General features: G+C 43.0%; 20 protein-coding genes. 9 read left to right on the top strand and 11 right to left on the bottom strand.

Annotation, left to right across the window (positions count from 1 at the left end):
• The first annotated feature begins 47 nt into the window (after positions 1–47).
• Genes R3D86_07505 through R3D86_07490 form a run of 4 tightly spaced genes read left to right on the top strand, consistent with a single transcriptional unit; the run spans position 48 to position 4,555 of the window.
• Entirely contained in the window at positions 48–1,079 is a 1,032-nt protein-coding gene (locus R3D86_07505; protein ID MEZ5758051.1) for an AAA family ATPase, read from the top strand.
• Positions 1,080–1,083: 4 nt separating this feature from the next.
• Complete coding sequence (locus tag R3D86_07500; protein ID MEZ5758050.1) at positions 1,084–1,845, top strand: MinD/ParA family protein; 762 nt, start codon at positions 1,084–1,086, stop codon at positions 1,843–1,845.
• Between the two features lie 52 nt (positions 1,846–1,897).
• Positions 1,898–4,231 (top strand): hypothetical protein, encoded by a 2,334-nt coding sequence (locus tag R3D86_07495; protein MEZ5758049.1) that lies wholly within the window; start codon positions 1,898–1,900, stop codon positions 4,229–4,231.
• Complete coding sequence (locus tag R3D86_07490) at positions 4,232–4,555, top strand: hypothetical protein (protein MEZ5758048.1); 324 nt, start codon at positions 4,232–4,234, stop codon at positions 4,553–4,555.
• A gap of 6 nt (positions 4,556–4,561) precedes the next feature.
• On the opposite strand, the gene R3D86_07485 is transcribed toward R3D86_07490, so the two are convergent.
• Positions 4,562–4,981 (bottom strand): flagellar FliJ family protein, encoded by a 420-nt coding sequence (locus R3D86_07485; protein MEZ5758047.1) that lies wholly within the window; start codon positions 4,979–4,981, stop codon positions 4,562–4,564.
• 39 nt (positions 4,982–5,020) lie between these two features.
• Positions 5,021–6,367, bottom strand: a complete 1,347-nt coding sequence (gene fliI / locus R3D86_07480; GenBank protein ID MEZ5758046.1) for a flagellar protein export ATPase FliI — start codon at positions 6,365–6,367, stop codon at positions 5,021–5,023.
• Between the two features lie 335 nt (positions 6,368–6,702).
• Here fliI and R3D86_07475 point away from each other — a divergent pair, with 335 nt between their 5' ends.
• A complete protein-coding gene (locus tag R3D86_07475) occupies positions 6,703–7,410 on the top strand; it encodes a response regulator transcription factor (GenBank protein MEZ5758045.1) in 708 nt (235 codons plus the stop codon).
• A 77-nt stretch (positions 7,411–7,487) separates the two neighbouring features.
• Here the strand turns inward: R3D86_07475 and R3D86_07470 are convergent, their stop codons facing one another.
• The 6 genes from R3D86_07470 to R3D86_07445 all read right to left on the bottom strand — a co-directional run bounded on the left by R3D86_07470 (position 7,488) and on the right by R3D86_07445 (position 13,840).
• Positions 7,488–8,339: a protein-glutamate O-methyltransferase gene (locus tag R3D86_07470; GenBank protein MEZ5758044.1), complete on the bottom strand. Its 852-nt coding sequence runs from the start codon at positions 8,337–8,339 to the stop codon at positions 7,488–7,490.
• Positions 8,336–9,493 carry a chemotaxis response regulator protein-glutamate methylesterase gene (locus R3D86_07465; GenBank protein MEZ5758043.1) on the bottom strand — a complete coding sequence of 386 codons (1,158 nt, stop codon included), beginning with the start codon at positions 9,491–9,493 and terminating at the stop codon, positions 8,336–8,338. The genes R3D86_07470 and R3D86_07465 overlap by 4 nt, the downstream gene beginning before the upstream one ends.
• A gap of 1 nt (position 9,494) precedes the next feature.
• Positions 9,495–9,860 (bottom strand): response regulator, encoded by a 366-nt coding sequence (locus tag R3D86_07460; protein ID MEZ5758042.1) that lies wholly within the window; start codon positions 9,858–9,860, stop codon positions 9,495–9,497.
• Between the two features lie 50 nt (positions 9,861–9,910).
• Positions 9,911–10,363, bottom strand: coding sequence for a chemotaxis protein CheW (locus R3D86_07455; GenBank protein ID MEZ5758041.1), 453 nt, complete (start codon positions 10,361–10,363; stop codon positions 9,911–9,913).
• Between the two features lie 32 nt (positions 10,364–10,395).
• Positions 10,396–13,086: a chemotaxis protein CheW gene (locus R3D86_07450; GenBank protein MEZ5758040.1), complete on the bottom strand. Its 2,691-nt coding sequence runs from the start codon at positions 13,084–13,086 to the stop codon at positions 10,396–10,398.
• A gap of 127 nt (positions 13,087–13,213) precedes the next feature.
• Complete coding sequence (locus R3D86_07445) at positions 13,214–13,840, bottom strand: histidine phosphotransferase family protein (protein ID MEZ5758039.1); 627 nt, start codon at positions 13,838–13,840, stop codon at positions 13,214–13,216.
• A 107-nt stretch (positions 13,841–13,947) separates the two neighbouring features.
• On the opposite strand from R3D86_07445, the gene cysQ reads away from it, so the two are divergent.
• Positions 13,948–14,739: a 3'(2'),5'-bisphosphate nucleotidase CysQ gene (gene cysQ / locus R3D86_07440; protein ID MEZ5758038.1), complete on the top strand. Its 792-nt coding sequence runs from the start codon at positions 13,948–13,950 to the stop codon at positions 14,737–14,739.
• On the opposite strand, the gene R3D86_07435 is transcribed toward cysQ, so the two are convergent.
• A complete protein-coding gene (locus tag R3D86_07435; protein ID MEZ5758037.1) occupies positions 14,734–15,354 on the bottom strand; it encodes a LysE family transporter in 621 nt (206 codons plus the stop codon). The genes cysQ and R3D86_07435 overlap by 6 nt on opposite strands.
• A gap of 85 nt (positions 15,355–15,439) precedes the next feature.
• On the opposite strand from R3D86_07435, the gene R3D86_07430 reads away from it, so the two are divergent.
• On the top strand, positions 15,440–15,748 hold the full coding sequence (locus R3D86_07430) for a DUF3253 domain-containing protein (GenBank protein ID MEZ5758036.1): 309 nt from the start codon (positions 15,440–15,442) through the stop codon (positions 15,746–15,748).
• Here the strand turns inward: R3D86_07430 and R3D86_07425 are convergent, their stop codons facing one another.
• Entirely contained in the window at positions 15,749–16,105 is a 357-nt protein-coding gene (locus R3D86_07425; GenBank protein MEZ5758035.1) for a hypothetical protein, read from the bottom strand.
• Between R3D86_07425 and R3D86_07420 the strand changes: the two genes are divergently transcribed.
• Positions 16,104–17,129 carry an RluA family pseudouridine synthase gene (locus R3D86_07420; protein ID MEZ5758034.1) on the top strand — a complete coding sequence of 342 codons (1,026 nt, stop codon included), beginning with the start codon at positions 16,104–16,106 and terminating at the stop codon, positions 17,127–17,129. The genes R3D86_07425 and R3D86_07420 overlap by 2 nt on opposite strands.
• A 61-nt stretch (positions 17,130–17,190) precedes the next feature.
• A complete protein-coding gene (gene rpoH, locus R3D86_07415; GenBank protein ID MEZ5758033.1) occupies positions 17,191–18,081 on the top strand; it encodes an RNA polymerase sigma factor RpoH in 891 nt (296 codons plus the stop codon).
• Positions 18,082–18,090: 9 nt separating this feature from the next.
• Here rpoH and R3D86_07410 read toward each other — a convergent pair whose 3' ends face one another.
• Positions 18,091–19,395: an adenylosuccinate synthase gene (locus tag R3D86_07410; protein ID MEZ5758032.1), complete on the bottom strand. Its 1,305-nt coding sequence runs from the start codon at positions 19,393–19,395 to the stop codon at positions 18,091–18,093.
• Positions 19,396–19,407 lie beyond the last annotated feature (12 nt).

Raw genomic sequence — 19,407 nt, 5'->3', positions numbered from 1 at the left:
TGTTGTTATAAGGAAAGCTCAATTAAAAACTATTGAGGGTGGGGTTAATGAAGCTTAAAATCTTTAGTGCGCCAACGATAAAAGAGGCTCTAAAGAATGTTCGCGATGCGCTGGGTGATGATGCGGTCATCATTGATACGACCGAGCATAAAATCGGCGGCAAGGTAACGGTAAAGGTCACTGCCGCTATTGAAGCACCTGCCCCAAGAATTAATCCCCACAAAAACCCCGCACCTGCCCCTGTTTCAGCGCCAATAAAAAAGTCACTGCGTGAGCTTGAAGAAGAATATATTGCACGGGAAACTGTCGATCTGGTAAGCAGCCTGAGCCATCATGGGCTGGCGGACAGTATTAAACTTAAACTGCTGGACATTGGTCAATCGCTAGAGTGTGAAACGCCGGAGCTAACACTGGCATCCGCACTTTCCAGCATGTATCATTTTGAACCGATAACCAGTGTGGCCCCACCGCGCCCTTTAATGCTGATCGGTCCACCAGGAGCTGGCAAAACAATTACCACAGCCAAAATTGCCAGCCAGTTCGTATTAAGTGGGAAAAATGTCCATCTTATCAATACCGATGTTTACCGGACGGGCGGGCTTGCCCAACTTGAAGGATATGCAAGCGTACTAAAAGTCAATGTCACAGAAGCGGAAAAGCCCGATGATCTGGTGCTGGCGATTAAGAACGCCCGGAAAAACAATGAAGTAATACTTATTGATACCATGGGGTATAACCCGTACAGCAAAAAGGAAATGACAGAGCTGCACAGTTTTCTAGCAAAAGTGGATGTTGAACCTATCCTTGTCACACAGGCTGGGATTGATCCATTTGAAGCAAGGGAAATAAGCGAAACATACGCTGCTCTTGGTGTTAAAAGATTTATCACTACCAAAATTGATGTGGCCCGACGTTATGCCAGCCTAATAACCGTTGCAGAAAATGGCAAAATGGCATTTGCCGGGGTTGGCATTACGCCCTATCTCGGAGATGGAATTGAACCCCTGGACGCCTTGAAATTGGCAAAATTACTTACCAGAATTCCTGAAAAGAAAATTATTAACTTTGAAAGTGAATGAAGAGATGAATAAGTCGCAAGATAATTTACAACATAATCTCATCACGGTTGCTTCAGGCAAGGGTGGTGTAGGCAAAACATGGTTTGCCGCGACTTTATGTCAGGCTCTTGCACAAAAAGGCAAGAAAACACTTCTCTTTGATTGTGATTTTGGCCTTGCCAATGTGGATATTCAATTGGGATTGATGCCACCACATGATCTGGGACAGGTCATTTCAAATGAAATTACCCTAAAAGACGCTATTTATGACAAAGCTTCATCAGGCTTGAATTTTGATGTGATATCAGGGCAATCCGGCAGTGGCGCCCTCGCCTCTCTCAAAATTGAAAGGCTCATTGATCTGGGCGCAAGAATTTGTAATCTGGCTGAAGAATATGATTACACAATTATGGATCTTGGTGCCGGGGTTGAGAATTCCGTAATGACTCTTGCCAGAGCTTCTGACAAGGTAATTGTGGTTATAACCTCTGATCCCACGTCCCTTACTGATGCCTATGCTTTTATTAAGCTGCATAATATGCGCAATAATGATGCGGAAATCCAAATTGTCGTCAATATGGCAGAAGATCAGAATGAAGGTCGACGAGCATTTGAAAAAATACTTAAGGTATGTCAGAACTTCCTTAATATCTCGCCAAAATTACTCGGGGTTATTAACCGAGACAAGCATGTTGCTGATGCTATCAGGGCTCAGGCTCCTCTTCTGGGACGATATCCGCAAAGCGTTGCCGGGGAAAATGTCATTGAAATTGCCAAAAAGCTCTGATCTGGTGTAGACTTAGGTCATAATCATTCACTTAGACTGGACTAAAAGATAGATGAGTGAAATAACGCAGCCGCCACCGGACGTACACGCGCAGGACCCCAATGCCCGCGTGAACAGGTTAAGTGCGGCCTCTGACCAAAGCACTTCAAAAGAACAGTCCGCAGACAAACAAACCGGAAAGACAAGTACAGAAACTGAAAAAGAAAAGGTTATTTCACATCATGACCCGGCAGTTACACTTGCTTCTACGCTGGCAAAACTGGACTCAGGCAGCCGGTTTAGTGCAACAGTAAATGGTCAGGACGCAGATGGCAGAACTGTTATCACATCAGAACTCGGCACATATCTTGTCAATGTTGATCAGAAATTTGCGGCCGAGATTAAACAATTAAAACCTGATACGCCCATTGAAATACGCGTGATAACCGTAGATAAGGAAATTAAAGCAGAAATAATTGAATCGTCACAAAATAATACCACATCAAAAAAACCGGTACCGATACCCGTATCGTTAACGCTCACGGAAATTGCCGGGCAGAATAATCCAGTAAAATCGCCTGTTACTCCGCCTGCTGAGACCAGAATTGCTGACATTCGGTCCCAGTATCAGGCAACAACACTCTATAAAGCTGAGCGTATTGCTAGAGAAATCGGCGACAAACTCGATAATCTCCCACTACCAACAACTTCACCAAATTACACAGTTTATGGTGCGCTAAGCCCCAATCGTGATGCAGCATCCAATCTTGCACCACGTCAGGTTTCATCAAATGTTTTTATACAGGAGATTTCACCTGATATTGCAGCAGGGAATGGAACAGCTAACCCCTCTGGTATTTCCGCATCTGTACTTGAGCAGCTTCTGGGAAAAAATATACCCGTACAGGTCATAAAGGCAGTCCCCAGAACAGACCATGTGCTTCCCGCAGGCTTGCCGGAAGCCGTGATCAAAGAGCTGAATGCGCTAACACCGTTGGATTATGTCAGTGTCGGTCAAAATTTAAAATTAAATATTGCTGCAATTGCGATACCGGAAGAAAATAATTTTAATGGTCCTCAAGCTGAGAAGCCAGCTGGACTTCTAACTCAAAACACCTCTGGCCAGACAGAAGCAGTATTAAAAACGGCCTTAGAAGCAACGCCCGACAACATAGTTTCCAGATCATCTGTTTTGGAAGGCCCACATGAAGGCGATGTAAAACAAGGTATAAATGATACTGTAATTTCAGGTATTATCATTGATACAGCCCGAAATATAAATAAAGATCAAAATCCTGCATCGGCAGCCCAGGCAAATAGATCTTCCGCAATCCTTTATGGTCAGAGTTTAGCTTCAACTTTATCCAAAAAGCCTGACCTAACGGATGGAAATAACGAAAAGACGTATTATTTGGCGACCCCCACATCCGTACTTAAATTTCAAAGCCATTTACCCTTAATTCCAGGAACAATTGTCAGCTTTACAGTAGAAAAAAATAGTCCTGCTCACCTGTCAGCTGATCATCTAACGGATAACAGGCTACCATTAAATCCCGAAACGACAACATCCATTTCAGAGCAGCCTTCGGCTATCAATGTAACAAGTGGAAAACCGACCAGCGGTGAACTTCCCCTAAACCCTCTCACAACCCAGCTAAGCAACAGGATAGAAAATTTTCTGCCTCAGACAATTGACCAACTTCAGGAAGACTGGGGCAGTTTAGGGTTAGCCCTCAGCACACTTCAGGGTTCTGCTTCAACAGCCGAAGCATCCGCTTTTCTAAGCAGGATACCCGCTATGCAAAATCCGGGACAGCTTACCAGTGGAATAATTTTTTTTCTTAGTGCCATTAACGCGGTCCATCCGGCACGGGTATGGTTGGGACCTGAAGTGAGTGACAGATTAAAGCAGGTTGGTGCAGAAAAAATAATCGACAGAATTGGTCATGATTTTACAAGAATAGCCCAAATGGCAACGGACAGGCCAACGGCTGAGTGGCGCCCATATCTGGTACCAATACATAATGGATCTGATATTTCCGCGGTACCTATTCTGATTAAACAGATTTCAAATGACGACCGTAATAAAAGTAAGAAAGATCAGGAAAACGAGGAAAGTCAGAAAGTAAAAGCGACACGTTTTATGCTTGAAATCAAGTTCAGCAGATTTGGTATGGTCCATTTGGACGGACTTTTGAAAGGAAAAACGCTTGATATAATTCTGAAAGCAGCAAACACGATACCATTTGCCGTTAAAACAAAATTATCACAACGCTATAATGATGCTCTCAAGCAAAATGACTTTAGTGGTGAACTAATCATCAATGATAACGCTCTGCCCAATATTTCAGTAAAAAAAATATTTGAGTCACTTTCGATTAATAAAAATTTTGAGAAAAGAATTTAAATGACCAAGATCATCGATGTTACTTCAATACCAGACGGACGAAAAAACTGGGTTATATCTGTTGAAATCAATGAACCGATATATTTAAAAGTGTGTTTTGTACCTGATAAGCTAATTGCTGATCATGTTTCTATAAAAAACTATTTGGCTAGGGTTTTAACGCAAGCCTGGCCGTCACCGGAAGAAATGATTTTAACAATTATTGAAGATATCAATAATGAATTGGTTCCAAAATGGGTGGAAGTCTTTTATTCAAAAAATGGGGTTAGTATAAAACTGGAGGACCAACAGCCGGGACTTGAGAATTTTTCTCCACCTGCCTAAACGATATTACTTGGCGCTGCTTCGATACATATTTAGGGAAATTTCATCAAGACGCTCCTGTTCCCGTCTTTTCTCTTCCTGTCTTTTACGCTCAAGTGCTCGCTGCTCAACAATTTCATATTTTTTAAGTTCTTTGAACGCTTCCGAGAGCTCGTCTTTCATATTTTCAATAGAGACGTCAATTTCCGTAACTGATGCCTCCAGATTTTCACGACGTTTCATGACGGAAGAGGCATAATTGGCAAAATTAATGCTGACGACCGTTGATCTTGAAAAAGCCTCTTTTTCATTTTCAAGTTCATTGATCAGTTTATTGAGTTTCTCCAAAAGTTCACCACGCATTACCTCAAGCTCGGTAATCTGGCGGCGCTTTTCATCTACCTGCCACTTATGAAGCCTTATAATGCCTTTTAATCCTTTTGCCATAACCTTAACTCTTTATGTATACCCAACTTTTACCGGGTATCATTTTTTCTTCGGCCCAGTATCCTCTAACTGGGGACGATTATGCAATATATTACTTAACAACTCGTATCCAGAAGCTAAATTACTTTGTTCATTTTTTGATTGAGATAGAAAATTCTCCAATTCCGGGTGAAAATATATCGCTTCATCAATTTCCCGGTTTGCTCCGGGCCGATAAGCCCCAAGACGAATCATTTCTTCCATATCGTTATAATCAGCAATATATTTTCTTGCCATAGATAAAAGCTGATTTTCCTCATCCGAATTACAGCCTGGCATAGTCCGACTTACCGATCTTAAGATATTGACAGCAGGAAATCGTCCTCTTTCCGCGATAGCCCGGTCAAGAACAATATGACCATCCAGTATTCCCCTTACAGCATCAGAAACGGGCTCATTATGATCATCCCCTTCCACCAGAACTGTAAAAAGACCCGTAATTGATCCGCCATTAATACCAGGGCCTGCCCTCTCCAGAAGCTTTGGAAGTTCTGAAAATACGGTCGGCGTATAGCCTTTGCTCGCTGGTGGCTCACCTCCGGCAAGTCCAATTTCCCGCTGGGCCATCGCAAATCTGGTCACACTGTCCATCAGACATAAAATATCTTTACCACGGTCACGGAAATATTCACAGATCGTCAATGTAAGGTAAGCCGCCTGCCTTCTCATCAGTGCCGTCTCATCGGATGTCGCCACGACAACCACGCTTCTCTTTAGTCCCTCTTCCCCGAGATCATCTTCAATAAATTCCTGCACTTCCCGACCCCGTTCACCGATCAGTCCAATCACCGTTATATCGGACGCTGTGTATCTGGCAAACATGGACAGTAAAATGGATTTACCAACACCGGACCCGGCAAAGATACCCATTCGCTGCCCCTTGCAACAGGTAGCAAAGGTATTAATTGACCGCACACCCAGATCCATTTTCCCCCTGACACGGCCGCGCAAGTGCGCGGGTGGGGGTGTGTTTTTTACCGGATAGGCCACAGGACCAAATTTTATAGGCCCTTTGCCGTCAATTGGCTCGCCCATAGCATTTACCACCCGGCCAAGCCAGGCATCACTTGGATGTACGTGAGCAATATCGCTATCAATAAATGCTTTACAGCCGACACCAACCCCTTCAAGTGTTGAATAGGGCATTAGAAGTGCCCGGTCACTTTTAAAGCCGACAACTTCGCAGGGAATAATCTGTTCTGTTCGGGACAATATATTAACACGGGATCCAATACTCATATTGCGCTGTGCACCAGCCACTTCAACAAGCAACCCCTGTATGCCCATAACGCGGCCATAAATTTTGTTTGACTGGATTCGCTCTATTTCTGTTTTGAGTGTCTGCAATTTATCAAATTGTCCCTAGATTCTATCAAATAGAAGAAAATTATAAGTATTAATTACAAAAATATCCAAATTATTATAATAAAAATTAACTTTATTTAATTGTAATTTATTATAATTTATTTTCAATTAAAATGCAAAATAATTATTTATTATCAATAACTTATTTTATTAACATTACTCCCTTATATTTAAATAATCATTAAGATCAGGTGCAGAAATAACCGATATTTCGATATTAGTAACAATTTATTAACCAGTTGTGTTAAGAATGGTTAACGTTAAATGGTTAACAAAACCAAGAAATGGTTAATAACAATAAGAAAGGAACCTAAAAAATGCGGGTTTTACTCATAGAAGATGATCCTTCAACATCAAAAAGCATTGAGCTGATGCTTTCAGCCGAGGGGTTTAATATTTATAGTACTGACTTGGGAGAAGAGGGAATAGATCTTGGAAAACTTTATGATTATGACATCATACTACTTGATCTGAATCTGCCTGACATGCACGGATATGACGTTCTTAAAAAATTACGTCTTTCAAAAGTAAATACACCAATTCTTATTCTTTCCGGCATGGTGGAACTTGAAAATAAAGTTAAGGGTCTTGGTTTTGGTGCTGACGATTATCTGACAAAGCCATTTTATAAAGAAGAGCTTGTCGCCAGAATTCAAGCCATTATCCGCCGCTCAAAAGGCCATGCAGAATCCATTATAAGAACAGGAAAACTGTCTGTTAATCTTGATAAGAAAACTGTGGAAATTGATGGTCAGCGCGTTCATCTTACAGGAAAAGAATATGCTATGCTTGAGCTTCTTTCCTTACGCAAAACAACAACTCTTACAAAAGAAATGTTCTTAAACCACCTTTATGGCGGAATGGACGAGCCTGAGCTTAAAATTATCGATGTGTTTATTTGTAAACTCCGCAAAAAACTGGCGTCCATCAGTGGTGAGAATTATATTGAAACTGTTTGGGGACGTGGATATGTTCTTCGCGATCCTGATGAAGACAACGGCTCTTCAATCGCCGCTGCAGGCTAATAGTTATTTATTAAAATCATAAATAGAAAAGAGCTAACTCATTGTAAAGGTTAGCTCTTTTTATTTTTTTGGATTTTCTAGACAGCGCGTAATTTTCCAATAACTTCTGTGCTGGCATCTGCGGTTGAATAAAGCCCGCGTTGACCCTGCACAGGTTTAAATTTGTCCGTTATGCCGAGTACGGTTTCAGCCGCACCCAGGAACAATGTTCCATCATTGGGGAGCAGCTTTCTCATTTTTTCCAAAACCTCCGTTTTGGTCTGCTGATCAAAATAAATAAGAACATTTCTGCAAAAAATTACATCAAACGACCCAAGAAGGGTATATGGATCAAGAAGATTAAATTTACGATAGCTGACCATATTTCTGATATCTTCAGAAATCTGCCAAAGTTCCCCAACCTGATTGAAGTATTTTATGAGCAGTTGAATAGGCAGGCCGCGTTGAACTTCAAACTGTGAAAATAATCCCATTTTTGCCTTATCAAGAACTTTCTGCGAAATATCGGTACCAATAATTTCTATATTCCAGCCAACCAGTTTTGCAGATAATTCTTTTAAAATAATTGCCAGGGAATATGGCTCCTGACCGGTTGAGGCAGCGGCACACCAGATGCGTATTTTTTTCTTTGATGCACGACTTTCCAAAAGCTGCGGCAATACAGACTCTTTAAATAAATCAAAGGGTTTATTGTCTCGAAAGAAAAATGATTCATTCGTTGTCATTGCTTCTGTAATTTCAGTAAGCAAATCTTCTTTTCGTTTAAGACGTACTTCACTGACCAGTTCATCAAGAGAGTCCAGGCCACGCCTGTGTGCTATTGGTGTCAGCCTGCTTTCCAGAAGATAAACTTTATCTTTAGGCAGAATAAGACCGGACCGTTGTTTGAGCAGACCACTGATTAGTTCAAAATCTTCTGATTTCATCATCTGCCCCCCATTACAAGATTATTAACTTTTCCTGCCAATTCCCTTAGCGGTAATACGGCATTACATAAACCAGCTTCGCTGACAGCACCCGGCATACCCCAGACCACGCTTGTCGCTTCATCCTGTGCAAGTATTGTACCGCCACCTTCCACAATCTTCATGCTTCCGGCAAGGCCATCATGCCCCATTCCGGTAAGGATAACCCCTAAAACAGCCGGACCAAATACCTGCGACAGGCTTCTAAACATAGGGTCAACGGCAGGTCGACAGAAATTTTCAGGCGAATCCTGATTTAACTTTATATAATATTTTCCTGCCTTTTCAGTAACCGTCAAATGGTAGTTCCCAGGGGCGATATAAACGCGTCCCCCCACAAGTTCCATTCCATCTTCAGCTTCTTCACACGTCAGCCCAGTCGAACGGGCTAAATGGCCCGCCAGAATTTTTGTAAAAGACGGTGGCATATGTTGCGTTACGACCACTGGCAATGTCAGTTTGTCTTTGATACCATTTACAAATTCCATAAGTGCCTGCGGTCCACCTGTGGAACTGCCTACACCTATAATTTTTGGCTTAACCGAAGAAGATTTAACCGTTTTTGAAATTTTGACAATCTGTGGGTTATTAATCTTCTTTTCGGCCGTTAGCAGGGTTTCCCGTTCTGCTTTAAAAAGTGGTAACCCTAATTGTTTTCTTTTTGCTTCTGCCAGGCTTTTAATCTTCTCAATGATTTCCACCTGAAAAGACTGCGATGTAATCACGTCCCTATTTGTGGTTGGCTTTGGAACATAGTCAGCAGCCCCCAATGACATTGCCTGAAGACTTACTTTCGCATTTTGAACGGTCAATGTAGACGACATAACGACCTGAACATCCGGCTTGATGGATAGTAATTTTGGCAAAGCTGTCAGACCATCCATAACTGGCATTTCAATATCAAGAACGATTATCTCCGGATCCGCCCGCTCTAATGTATTCAGGGCAACCTGGCCGTTCGAAGCACTGGCCACAATTTCAATGGCAGGATCAGCCCCTAACCAACGGGACATCAGTCCTCTGATCACAGATGAATCATCAACAAGCATTACACGATAAGGGCTGGCCCCTACCGGTTTTTTATACCCTCTGTTATTTTCCAATGGAATACTGCTCACTTTATAATAATCCAACCTGAACGAATTTCGATTCAATAATCTCCCGATCAAATGGCTTCATGATATATTCGTCTGCTCCGGCAGAAATTGCAGCGCTGATATGGGACATGTCATTTTCAGTTGTACAGAAAACAACTACAGGTGAGGTCCCCCCTTCGGTTTTACGGAGTGCTTTTAGAAAATCCAGACCATTCATTACCGGCATATTCCAATCCAGCAAAACGACATCCGGCATGGAATTTTTACATAATTCCAAAGCATCCTGACCATCAACCGCTTCCTGGATATCAAAATCCAGTTCTTCAAGAATTCTTCTGGCAACTTTTCTAATGATTTTAGAATCATCGACTACAAGACATGATTTCATTTTTTAATTCCAACTTGTTTTCCGTGGTTCACACCCTTTTTACTGAACCTTTATGCCGCAACCTTATTTTCATCCAGGGTCAGGAGTTTCTCGATATCCAGAATAACCAGAAGTTCATTTTCCAGCCTGAAGATGCCGTTGGAAACACTTTGCCAGTGTGGTTCAAGTGTTACCGGATTTCTTTCAAATGCTTCCTCTGAAAGGGAGAGAACATCCCCAACGCTGTCTATTATCAGACTGTATGGTTCTTTCTGATACTCGACGACCACATTCATTTCTTCCATACCTTCATCACGGTCTTTAAGTTTAAGGCGCTTCCTTAAATCGATAGCGGTGACGATCTGCCCACGAAGGTTTAACACGCCGGCGACGGCAACTGGTGATTTTGGTACTTTTGTAATTGTCTGTTTCGATAAAACGTCATGAACTTCCAGCACAGGAATGCCACACATCTGACCATCAAGCCAAATTGTCACAAAATCATTTTTATTCAGATTTTCCATTAGTAATCCTTCAAATAATCCGCTTTATAAATTTATGCTGCAGTTTCATGGTTGCTGATTTGCTCTTCAATTGCCTTTAAGAGCGTGTCACGGTCAAGTTTTTCAACATAGTTATCAAAACCAACCTCACGGCCTTTTTCAAACCTTGATTGTGAACTGTTTGCAGAAAGAGCAACCAGAGGCGTTTCCCGCCAGATTCCGCTTTCTCTTACCTCTTCAGCAAATTCAAAACCGTTCATTTCCGGCATATCAATGTCACTAATAATAAGATCAAAATCTAAACCTTTTTCTCTTAACTTAAGAGCTTCTGTGGCTGTGCTTGCAATAGTGACGTTATAGCCAGCCGCTGTTAAAAGGGGTTTTAAAAGATTTAAGAAGAATGTGCTGTCATCAACGATAAGGATATTCTTACGTTTCGATTTGACTTCAACCTGAATGGAGTCCATCCCCATTTGCCAATTATTAAACGTTCTTTCAAAATAATAGGCGATATCTATTACTTCGGTAGCAACTCCATCAATAATAGCCGTGCCAAGCTGTCCAATGGCTTTTGAACTTAACTCAACTTTTATGGAATCTTCCTTAATATCTGATATTTCATCGACAATGATGCCCATTGCCTTATCATCATCTGTAAATACCAGCATAGGCTGGCGACCTTCAGATTTGATATCATATTTGTCATTGATCAGAACCAGAGGCATAAGTTTTCCACGATACTGAACCATTTTAGTGCCTTCCGAAATTTCAATCTTGCTGACGTCAATTTCCTCAAGTCGTGACACAAGTGAAAGCGGAACAGCCCGTTTGGTGTCACCACCGGCCCGGAACAGAAGAATTGCTTCTTTGTCATCAAATGTAGACCTAGACACGTCTTCCTCCTGCTCAGCCCGCTGGTCAGAAAGTTCCGACATCGCTTCATTTGCTTCACTGGCAATGCCATTTGGATCAAGAATCATAATAACGGTCCCGTCTCCCAATATTGTGTTGCCGGAGAAAACATTTAAATCACGTAGAATTGGTGCCACGGGTTTCACGACGATTTCTTCTGTATCAAATACACGGTCAACAACGATCCCGAATGTGAAATCCCCAACCTGTGTAATAATGATGAAATCTTCACGCAGACTGTTCGCATCCACCTTGTCCCCCTCTTCAAATCCAAGGATTTTATTTAAATGGAGAAGTGGTAATAATCGATCACGCAGCCTTAATACTGGCGTAGCATTAATATACTCAATTTTATGGTTTGAATCCCCCGATGCCCTGACCAGTTCCAGAACACTAATTTGCGGGATGGCAAATCTTTCGGTACCGGACTCAACAATAAGGGCAGAAACGATTGCAAGGGTCAATGGTATCTTAATTAGGAAAGTTGTTCCTTTTCCTTCGGTGGATTTAAGCTCAATCGCACCTCCGATTTTCTCAATATTGCTGCGGACAACATCCATACCGACACCACGGCCAGAGACGCTTGTTACTTTTGCAGCCGTCGAGAACCCTGCATGGAAGATGAAGCGCTGAATCTGCTGATCAGACATTTCAGCGAGCTCCTCTTCGCTCGCAAGACCGTTTGAAAGGGCCTTTGCCTTCAATTTCTCAACTGATAATCCGGCACCATCGTCCGATATTTCAATAATAATCTGGCCGCCTTCATGAAAAGCATTAAGACGAATAGTCCCTGTCTCCTTTTTACCGGCGGCAATACGGTCTTCAATTTTTTCAATTCCATGATCCGCAGAATTTCTGATCATGTGTGTTAGTGGATCTTTAATCAGTTCCAAAACCTGACGATCAAGTTCAGTTTCTGCACCGAGCATTTGGAGGTCAATTTTTTTGCCAAGCTCCATCTGCAGATCACGAATAATTCTAGGCAGCTTTGACCAGGCATTTCCGATTGGTTGCATACGTGTTTTCATAACACCTTCCTGCAGCTCTGTTGTGCATTGGCTCAGGCGCTGTAGCGGAATTTCAAATTCGCTTTCCCCTGTACGACGGGAAATCTGCATCAACTGGTTTCTGGTCAGAACCAGTTCACTAACCATGTTCATCAGGTTATCAAGGACATCAACTGTTACACGGATTGACTGATTTGCAATGCTGCCTTCTTTCGAAGAACCGTTTGCTTTGGCAACGTCTTCATTTTTGACTTTTTCTGCTGCCACTGTTTTCTGGATGCTGTCATTGACGGCCTCTTCAACAGGGTCTTCATCATCTGGTCCTGGTGCCGCCAGAAATGCCGCTTCCAGTTCATCAAGGGTCACTTCACCCGGCACTGTCGGCCTTACGTCTGAAACTTCAATAGATGCTTCTTCAGTAACTTCTGTCTTTTCAACAAGATGAAGTTTGCCTTCAGCCATGGCATTCAGTTGATTAATGATTTCGCTATCATCACCTGCGGGTTCTTCCTGATTTTGCTCAAGACCCACGAGAATTTCTTTAATGCGGTCAAGCGCGCTCAAAATCAGGGTAACCGCTTCCGGGGTAACCTTCATTTCGCCATCACGAAATTTTCCTAGTACATTCTCTCCTGAATGGGCCACTGCCTCAAGACGGGGAAGACCCAGAAAGCCACAGGTTCCTTTGATCGTATGTACCAATCTAAAGATATTATCCAGAACAGACTTATTGTTGGGATCTTTTTCAAGCTCGACCAACTCCAAGTCTACAACTTCAATACTTTCGAATGTTTCCGTTAAAAACTCATTCAGCAAATCATCCATGCCTATTACCTTTTTTACTAGTTACGGGTATACCATCCACTAATTTCTAGGAAATAGGTTAAAATGAGGTAAAGCTTTTAACGATTTTTGAATTTTAATAAAATTATACTATAGCGTCATACACAGATCAGATGAGTGCTTTTAAAGTAAAACTATTCTCATTATGATTTATATAATCCACTTTACTGCCAAGCTGATGGGCTACACTTGCAGCCAGATAGGCCGGTGCCAACTTCGGATCAGCTTCCATCTTGTCCAAGGCGCCACATATCATATCACGGACTTTATCCTGGAAAATAACGCGGTCAGCCCTCACGGATACTTCTATTTTTATCTTTTGACCGGCGACATTAATACCGACCATCAGCTCGCCGCCACGAATTAATGTTTCACTGGCAACCAGGGTCATATTCATTAGCAGTTTAACCGCACTTTTATCAAGCTCCCCTAATTCAGAATTCCAATTCAGTGTCATTGGCGTGCCATCAAATAAAGCCATAGTGGCATTTTTGGCGTCTCTGATTGGTACTTGTGAGCCAATGCCCCCGGCAGCACCAAAGGCAAGCCGATAAAATTTCAGTCGATTTGAAGTCTGCCCTGCGCTGAGTTCAAGCAATTTCACAACTTCTGTTCTCATCGCTTCATCATCTTCGTCAGCCAGTATTTCAATGCCGTTTGAAATTGCCCCGACCGGACTGATTAAATCGTGACAGAGGCGTGAACATAAGAGTGCTGCAAAATCCAATTCTTTCATAAATCAACTTTCTATCTTGCGGTAATTCATATTAGCTTCATATAATAGCGATCATTATCCAAACGACAACATATAAACTAAACTTAATCTTCCTTAAGCAGAGAAATATGACACAAAGCCCTTATGACCAATATCTAGGCATATTGCCCAACTCAGCCATAGAAGCCGGTGAAAAAATAATGGAAATAAGAGGGGGTAAAGTCGGTGTCAGCTATAAAGATGACCAGACACCGGTAACAATAGCCGATCAGGCCGCTGAAAAAATCATACTGCGTGATTTAATGAAAATCGCCCCTGAAATTCCTGTCATTGCCGAGGAAAGCGCAAGCCGTGGATATATTCCCAAAGTCAGTGATAAATTCTGGCTTATCGATCCGCTTGATGGCACTAAAGAGTTTATTGCCGGTGGAACTGACTTTACAGTCAATATAGGACTGATTGAAAACGGAAATCCTACATTTGGAATAATTTATACCCCGGCATCAGGTGATCTATATATTACAAAAAACCCGACCACGGCCACTGTTCAGAAAGTGAAGGGTGGTAAATTAATTGGTGAAGAAAAGCGGATAAAAGTTCGCAAAGCTGATAAAGATAATTTAACAGTGCTTGCCAGCAAATCCCATCTGGATGAAAAAACCAGAGCTTTCCTTGATACTCTTAATATAAAGAACAAAACTTCTGCCGGGAGTTCCTTAAAATTTTGTGTTGTCGCAACGGGGAAAGCTGATATCTACCCGAGATTTGGACCAACCATGGAGTGGGACATTGCCGCAGGTCATGCCATTTTAAATGCGGCCGGAGGATCAGTTACCAACCCGGATGGTACGCCCTTTAAATATAATAAGCCGGAATTTCGGAACGGGCCATTCATTGCAATGGGAAACATGAAATTATAAAGCCAGGTTTTTTAATATGGCTATGAGCCCAAAAATAACAATAATAACCGCAGATACTTTATTGACCTTCTCCAGATGCTCATCGGTCAGTTTTTTTGATATTTTGCCCGCACCGAATGATAATATCGCCCACCATAAGGTTGATCCCAATATTATGCCAACAGAAATAACCGTCGCATTCAGATAATTATTGCCCATATTCCCAAGGCCAAGACTGACAAAGACGGCGACAAAACCAAGCACTGTAAGAGGGTTAGTCATAGTGAGCAGAAATGTGCCCATGGCGGCTTTTAACCGATCCTTATAACTGTCATTAACATCTGCAACATGGGGATGGCTAAACCATAATTTGGCCCCAATAATTAAGAGCACTGTTCCGCCGACAATTTCAATCCATCCGTTGAAATCATTAAGGACCCGTGTCAGGCCGGCTAATCCGAAGGCTGCAAGCGCACCAAAAAAACCATCCGCCAGCGCGGCGCCAAGACCCACAACAAACCCGTTCATTGACCCCATTGTAAGAGCCCGTCTGATACAGATAATATTAACCGGGCCAATTGGTGCCGCCATAATCAGGCCAATAAAAATTCCCCAGAGCAGATATGTAAGCGACATCTATAAACGATCTTCCATTAATACTTTTTACTTTGATTAATTTAATTATAGTGCATCTCTGTTTAAAACATGTTAAACGGCGAACATGACTGATGTAAATGAACAAAATGCAGAAGCTGAAAATAAGGAAGATCCAATTCGGCTTTATATATTGGAGGCAATCGCTGGCGGAAGCCATGTGAGCCCTAATGATATCGCTATTAAAATTGCCAAAGACCGCGCCAGGGAAAGTGATCCCGATGACCAATGGCGAAAATATATGCTTGCCGTAAAACAGCAGGCAAAATCACTGGCCCGCGCAGGAAGAATTTCCATACTCCGCCGTGGCAAGCCGATTGATCCAAATAAAATGAAGGGACTTGTAAAATTTTCTCTTCCCATTAAGGAAGATTAATCAGTTTACATTGATCGTGCCCAATACTTTCCCACTATAACCGATCAGAAGAATTTTTTGAATTCTTCCCTCTTCTCCTATGCTGACAAGAATGCCCCTATCATTGCTGCTTACAGACATGACTTTTTCTCCAGCTTCCAGAGGTAAATCAAGCTTAAAGGGTTTCATATTTTCGGAAACTATATTCTGGGAAGACTGATATTTTTCAACCAAAGCGGCTTCTGCGCTCTTCTGGTCATTATATTTCATGATGGAGGCCGTGATTATTAAAATGACCATGGCGACAATTAATATACCCAAAGTTATCACTATTCCCTTGAGTAATCTGTAATTTTTTGGCATTGGTTCTTCTGTCATGATAAAGCAAGCACCTTATAAATATGAAACAGTCGTTGAAGAAAGCGATCAGGGTCAGCGCCTTGATAAATTTCTTAGCCTTAAACTGGACACTATCAGTCGTTCCCGTCTTAAAAGTCTGATCACAGAAGGTCAAGTTTTAATGACAAAGGACGGAAAGATTATGAACGACCCTTCACATAAAGTGAAGGCAGGCGAAACTTTTTCCATAGAAATACCGGAAATTGTTGAGCCGGAACCAGAAGGTGAGGATATCCCGCTTGATATCCGTTATGAAGATGATGACTTGCTGGTTCTTTATAAACCGGCAGGACTGGTAGTGCATCCGGCACCAGGAAATAACACCGGAACCTTGGTAAATGCCCTAATCCATCATTGCGGCGACAGCCTTTCAGGTATCAATGGTGTCAGACGCCCGGGCATTGTTCATAGAATAGACAAAGACACCAGTGGATTGATGGTCGTCGCAAAATCAGATGCCGCACATAAAGGGCTTTCAAAGCAATTTGCAAAACATACAATTGAACGCGCATATCTTGCCATTTGCTGGGGTGTGCCCAATCCGACCAGCGGTACCATTGATCTGCCATTGGGACGTGACAGCAAAAACAGATTAAAAATTGCCGTTCGGGAAAATGGAAAGGAGGCAATTACCCATTATCAGGTGGTCAAAAGACTTGAACCGCCAAGAAAAGTCACTTCCAGAACAAATGTGATGCAGGGTATTGCTCCAAGCCTGTCGCTGGTTGAATGCAGACTTGAAACCGGACGGACGCATCAGGTAAGAGCACATATGGCACATATGGGCTATCCTCTGGTTGGTGACCCGCTATATAGTAGAAGAAATAACCCACAAAAAAACTTTTCCGACCGGGCAAAGGACGCCCTTTCAACATTTAAAAGACAGGCCCTTCACGCATATCTGATAGGTTTTATCCATCCTGTTACCAAGGAAACCTTGACATTTGAAACAGAATTACCAAATGATATGAAATGCCTTATAAATGCATTAGAGGCCGCCTAATTACCGCCCTAATCTTCAGATAGGCTTAGAATGAATAAAAGGACCAGGGGTAAAAAGCAAAATGGCAGAAAATAATTTACCGACGTTATCGCCGGAAGGCAGTCTGACAAGCTACCTGCATGAAATTCGTAAATTTCCGATGCTTAAAGCGGACGAGGAATTTATGCTGGCAAAAGCCTGGACTGAGCATGGCGACACAGAAGCTGCCCATAAGCTGGTGACGTCCCATCTTAGACTGGTTGCCAAAATCGCTATGGGATATCGCGGATATGGATTACCCATCGGGGACCTTATTTCGGAAGGCAATGTCGGCATGATGCAGGCAGTGAAACGGTTTGATCCGGATAAAGGCTTCAGACTGGCAACCTATGCCATGTGGTGGATTAAGGCATCAATCCATGAATATATTCTGCGCTCATGGTCACTCGTAAAGATCGGCACCACAGCCGCACAGAAAAAATTATTTTTTAACCTGCGCCGCATCAAAGGCCAGCTTGAAGCCATCGATGACGGGGATCTGAACCCGGAACAGGTTAAGGAAATTGCTGATAAACTTGATGTAAAGGAAGATGAAGTGGTGCAGATGAACCGCCGTATGTCCGGCGGTGATCATTCCCTTAATGCACCAATGCGCGCTGATATAGAAGGCGAATGGCAGGACTGGCTGGTTGACGAGGATACCCCTGATCAGGAAACCGCCTATGCTGACAACGAGGAAATGGATTATAGACGCGGCCTTATGGCTGATGCCATGAGTACATTAAATGAGCGTGAGCAGCATATTATCACCGAGCGCAGATTAAGTGATAACCCCAAAACACTGGAATCACTTAGCCTGGAATATAATATAAGCCGCGAACGTGTGCGTCAGATCGAAGCCCGCGCCTTTGAAAAGCTGCAATCCGCCATGCAGCAGGCCGCCAATGATGACGGCATGCTAGAACAGGATTAACAAGAAATTTTACTCAAACGGGTTTTTGACCAATATTGTATCTTCACGTTCCGGACTGGTTGAAAGGATTGCCACCGGCGTTTCAATAAGCTCTTCAATGCGGCGAACATATTTAATGGCACGTGCTGGCAGATCAACCCAGCTTCTTGCCCCAAATGTACTTTCGCTCCATCCGTCCATTGTTTCATAAATTGGTGTAACCTTTGCCTGATCATCGGTTGAAGCCGGGAAATAATCCAGTTTCTGGCCATCAAGCTCATAACCGACGCAGATTTTAAGCTCGCTCATCCCGTCAAGCACATCAAGCTTGGTGAGGGCAATACCGGTAATGCCCGATATTTTCATGACCTGACGGACCATCACAGCATCAAACCAGCCACAACGACGACTACGCCCGGTTACGGTACCAAATTCATGACCACGTTCACCCAGACCACGGCCCACTTCATCAATAAGTTCCGTTGGGAATGGCCCGCTGCCGACACGGGTTGTGTATGCTTTTGTAATGCCAAGAATATAGCCCAGATTATTAACGCCAAAACCGGAACCGCCCGCCGCCTGTGAAGCAACAACATTGGACGAGGTCACAAACGGATACGTACCATGGTCAATATCGAGCATAACGCCTTGTGCGCCTTCAAAAAGGATTTTCTTACCATCCCGCTTTGCCTGATCAAGCACACGCCAGCTGGCGCCGACAAGGGGAAGAACGTGCTTTGAAACATTGACAATCTTCTCAATAAGCTCTTCACGGTCCACTTCATCAAATCCTAATCCTTTACGAAGAGGATTATGATGCGCCAGCAGGACATCAACACGTTTTTCGATCGTTTCGCGCGATTTTAGGTCGCAAATACGGATGGCACGACGGGCAACCTTGTCCTCGTATGCGGGACCGATACCACGCCGTGTCGTGCCGATCATCGGCCCTGACTCGGTACGGTTTTTTGATGCATCCTCACGAATACCGTCGAGTTCACCATGAAGGGGCAGGATCAGCGCGCAGTTTTCAGAAATAAGCAGACTTTCTGCATCAATTGTGACACCCTGACTGCTGAGTTTTTTCATTTCCTCAACCAGCGCCCAAGGATCAACCACTACGCCATTTCCTATAATGGACAGTTTACCACCACGAACGATGCCAGAAGGGAGCAGACTTAATTTATAAACCTGACCATCTATGACAAGTGTATGTCCAGCATTATGGCCACCCTGAAAACGCACAACAACATCGGCGCGCTCGCTAAGCCAGTCAACGATTTTCCCTTTTCCCTCGTCGCCCCACTGGGAGCCGACCACAACAACATTAGACACGTTTTAAACCTT

This window comes from Emcibacteraceae bacterium (genome assembly GCA_041396985.1).
In the GTDB taxonomy this organism is placed as follows: Bacteria; Pseudomonadota; Alphaproteobacteria; order Sphingomonadales; family Emcibacteraceae; genus Pseudemcibacter.
The sequence above is the reverse complement of the archived record's forward strand: the minus strand, read 5'-3'. Positions and strand labels throughout refer to the sequence as shown.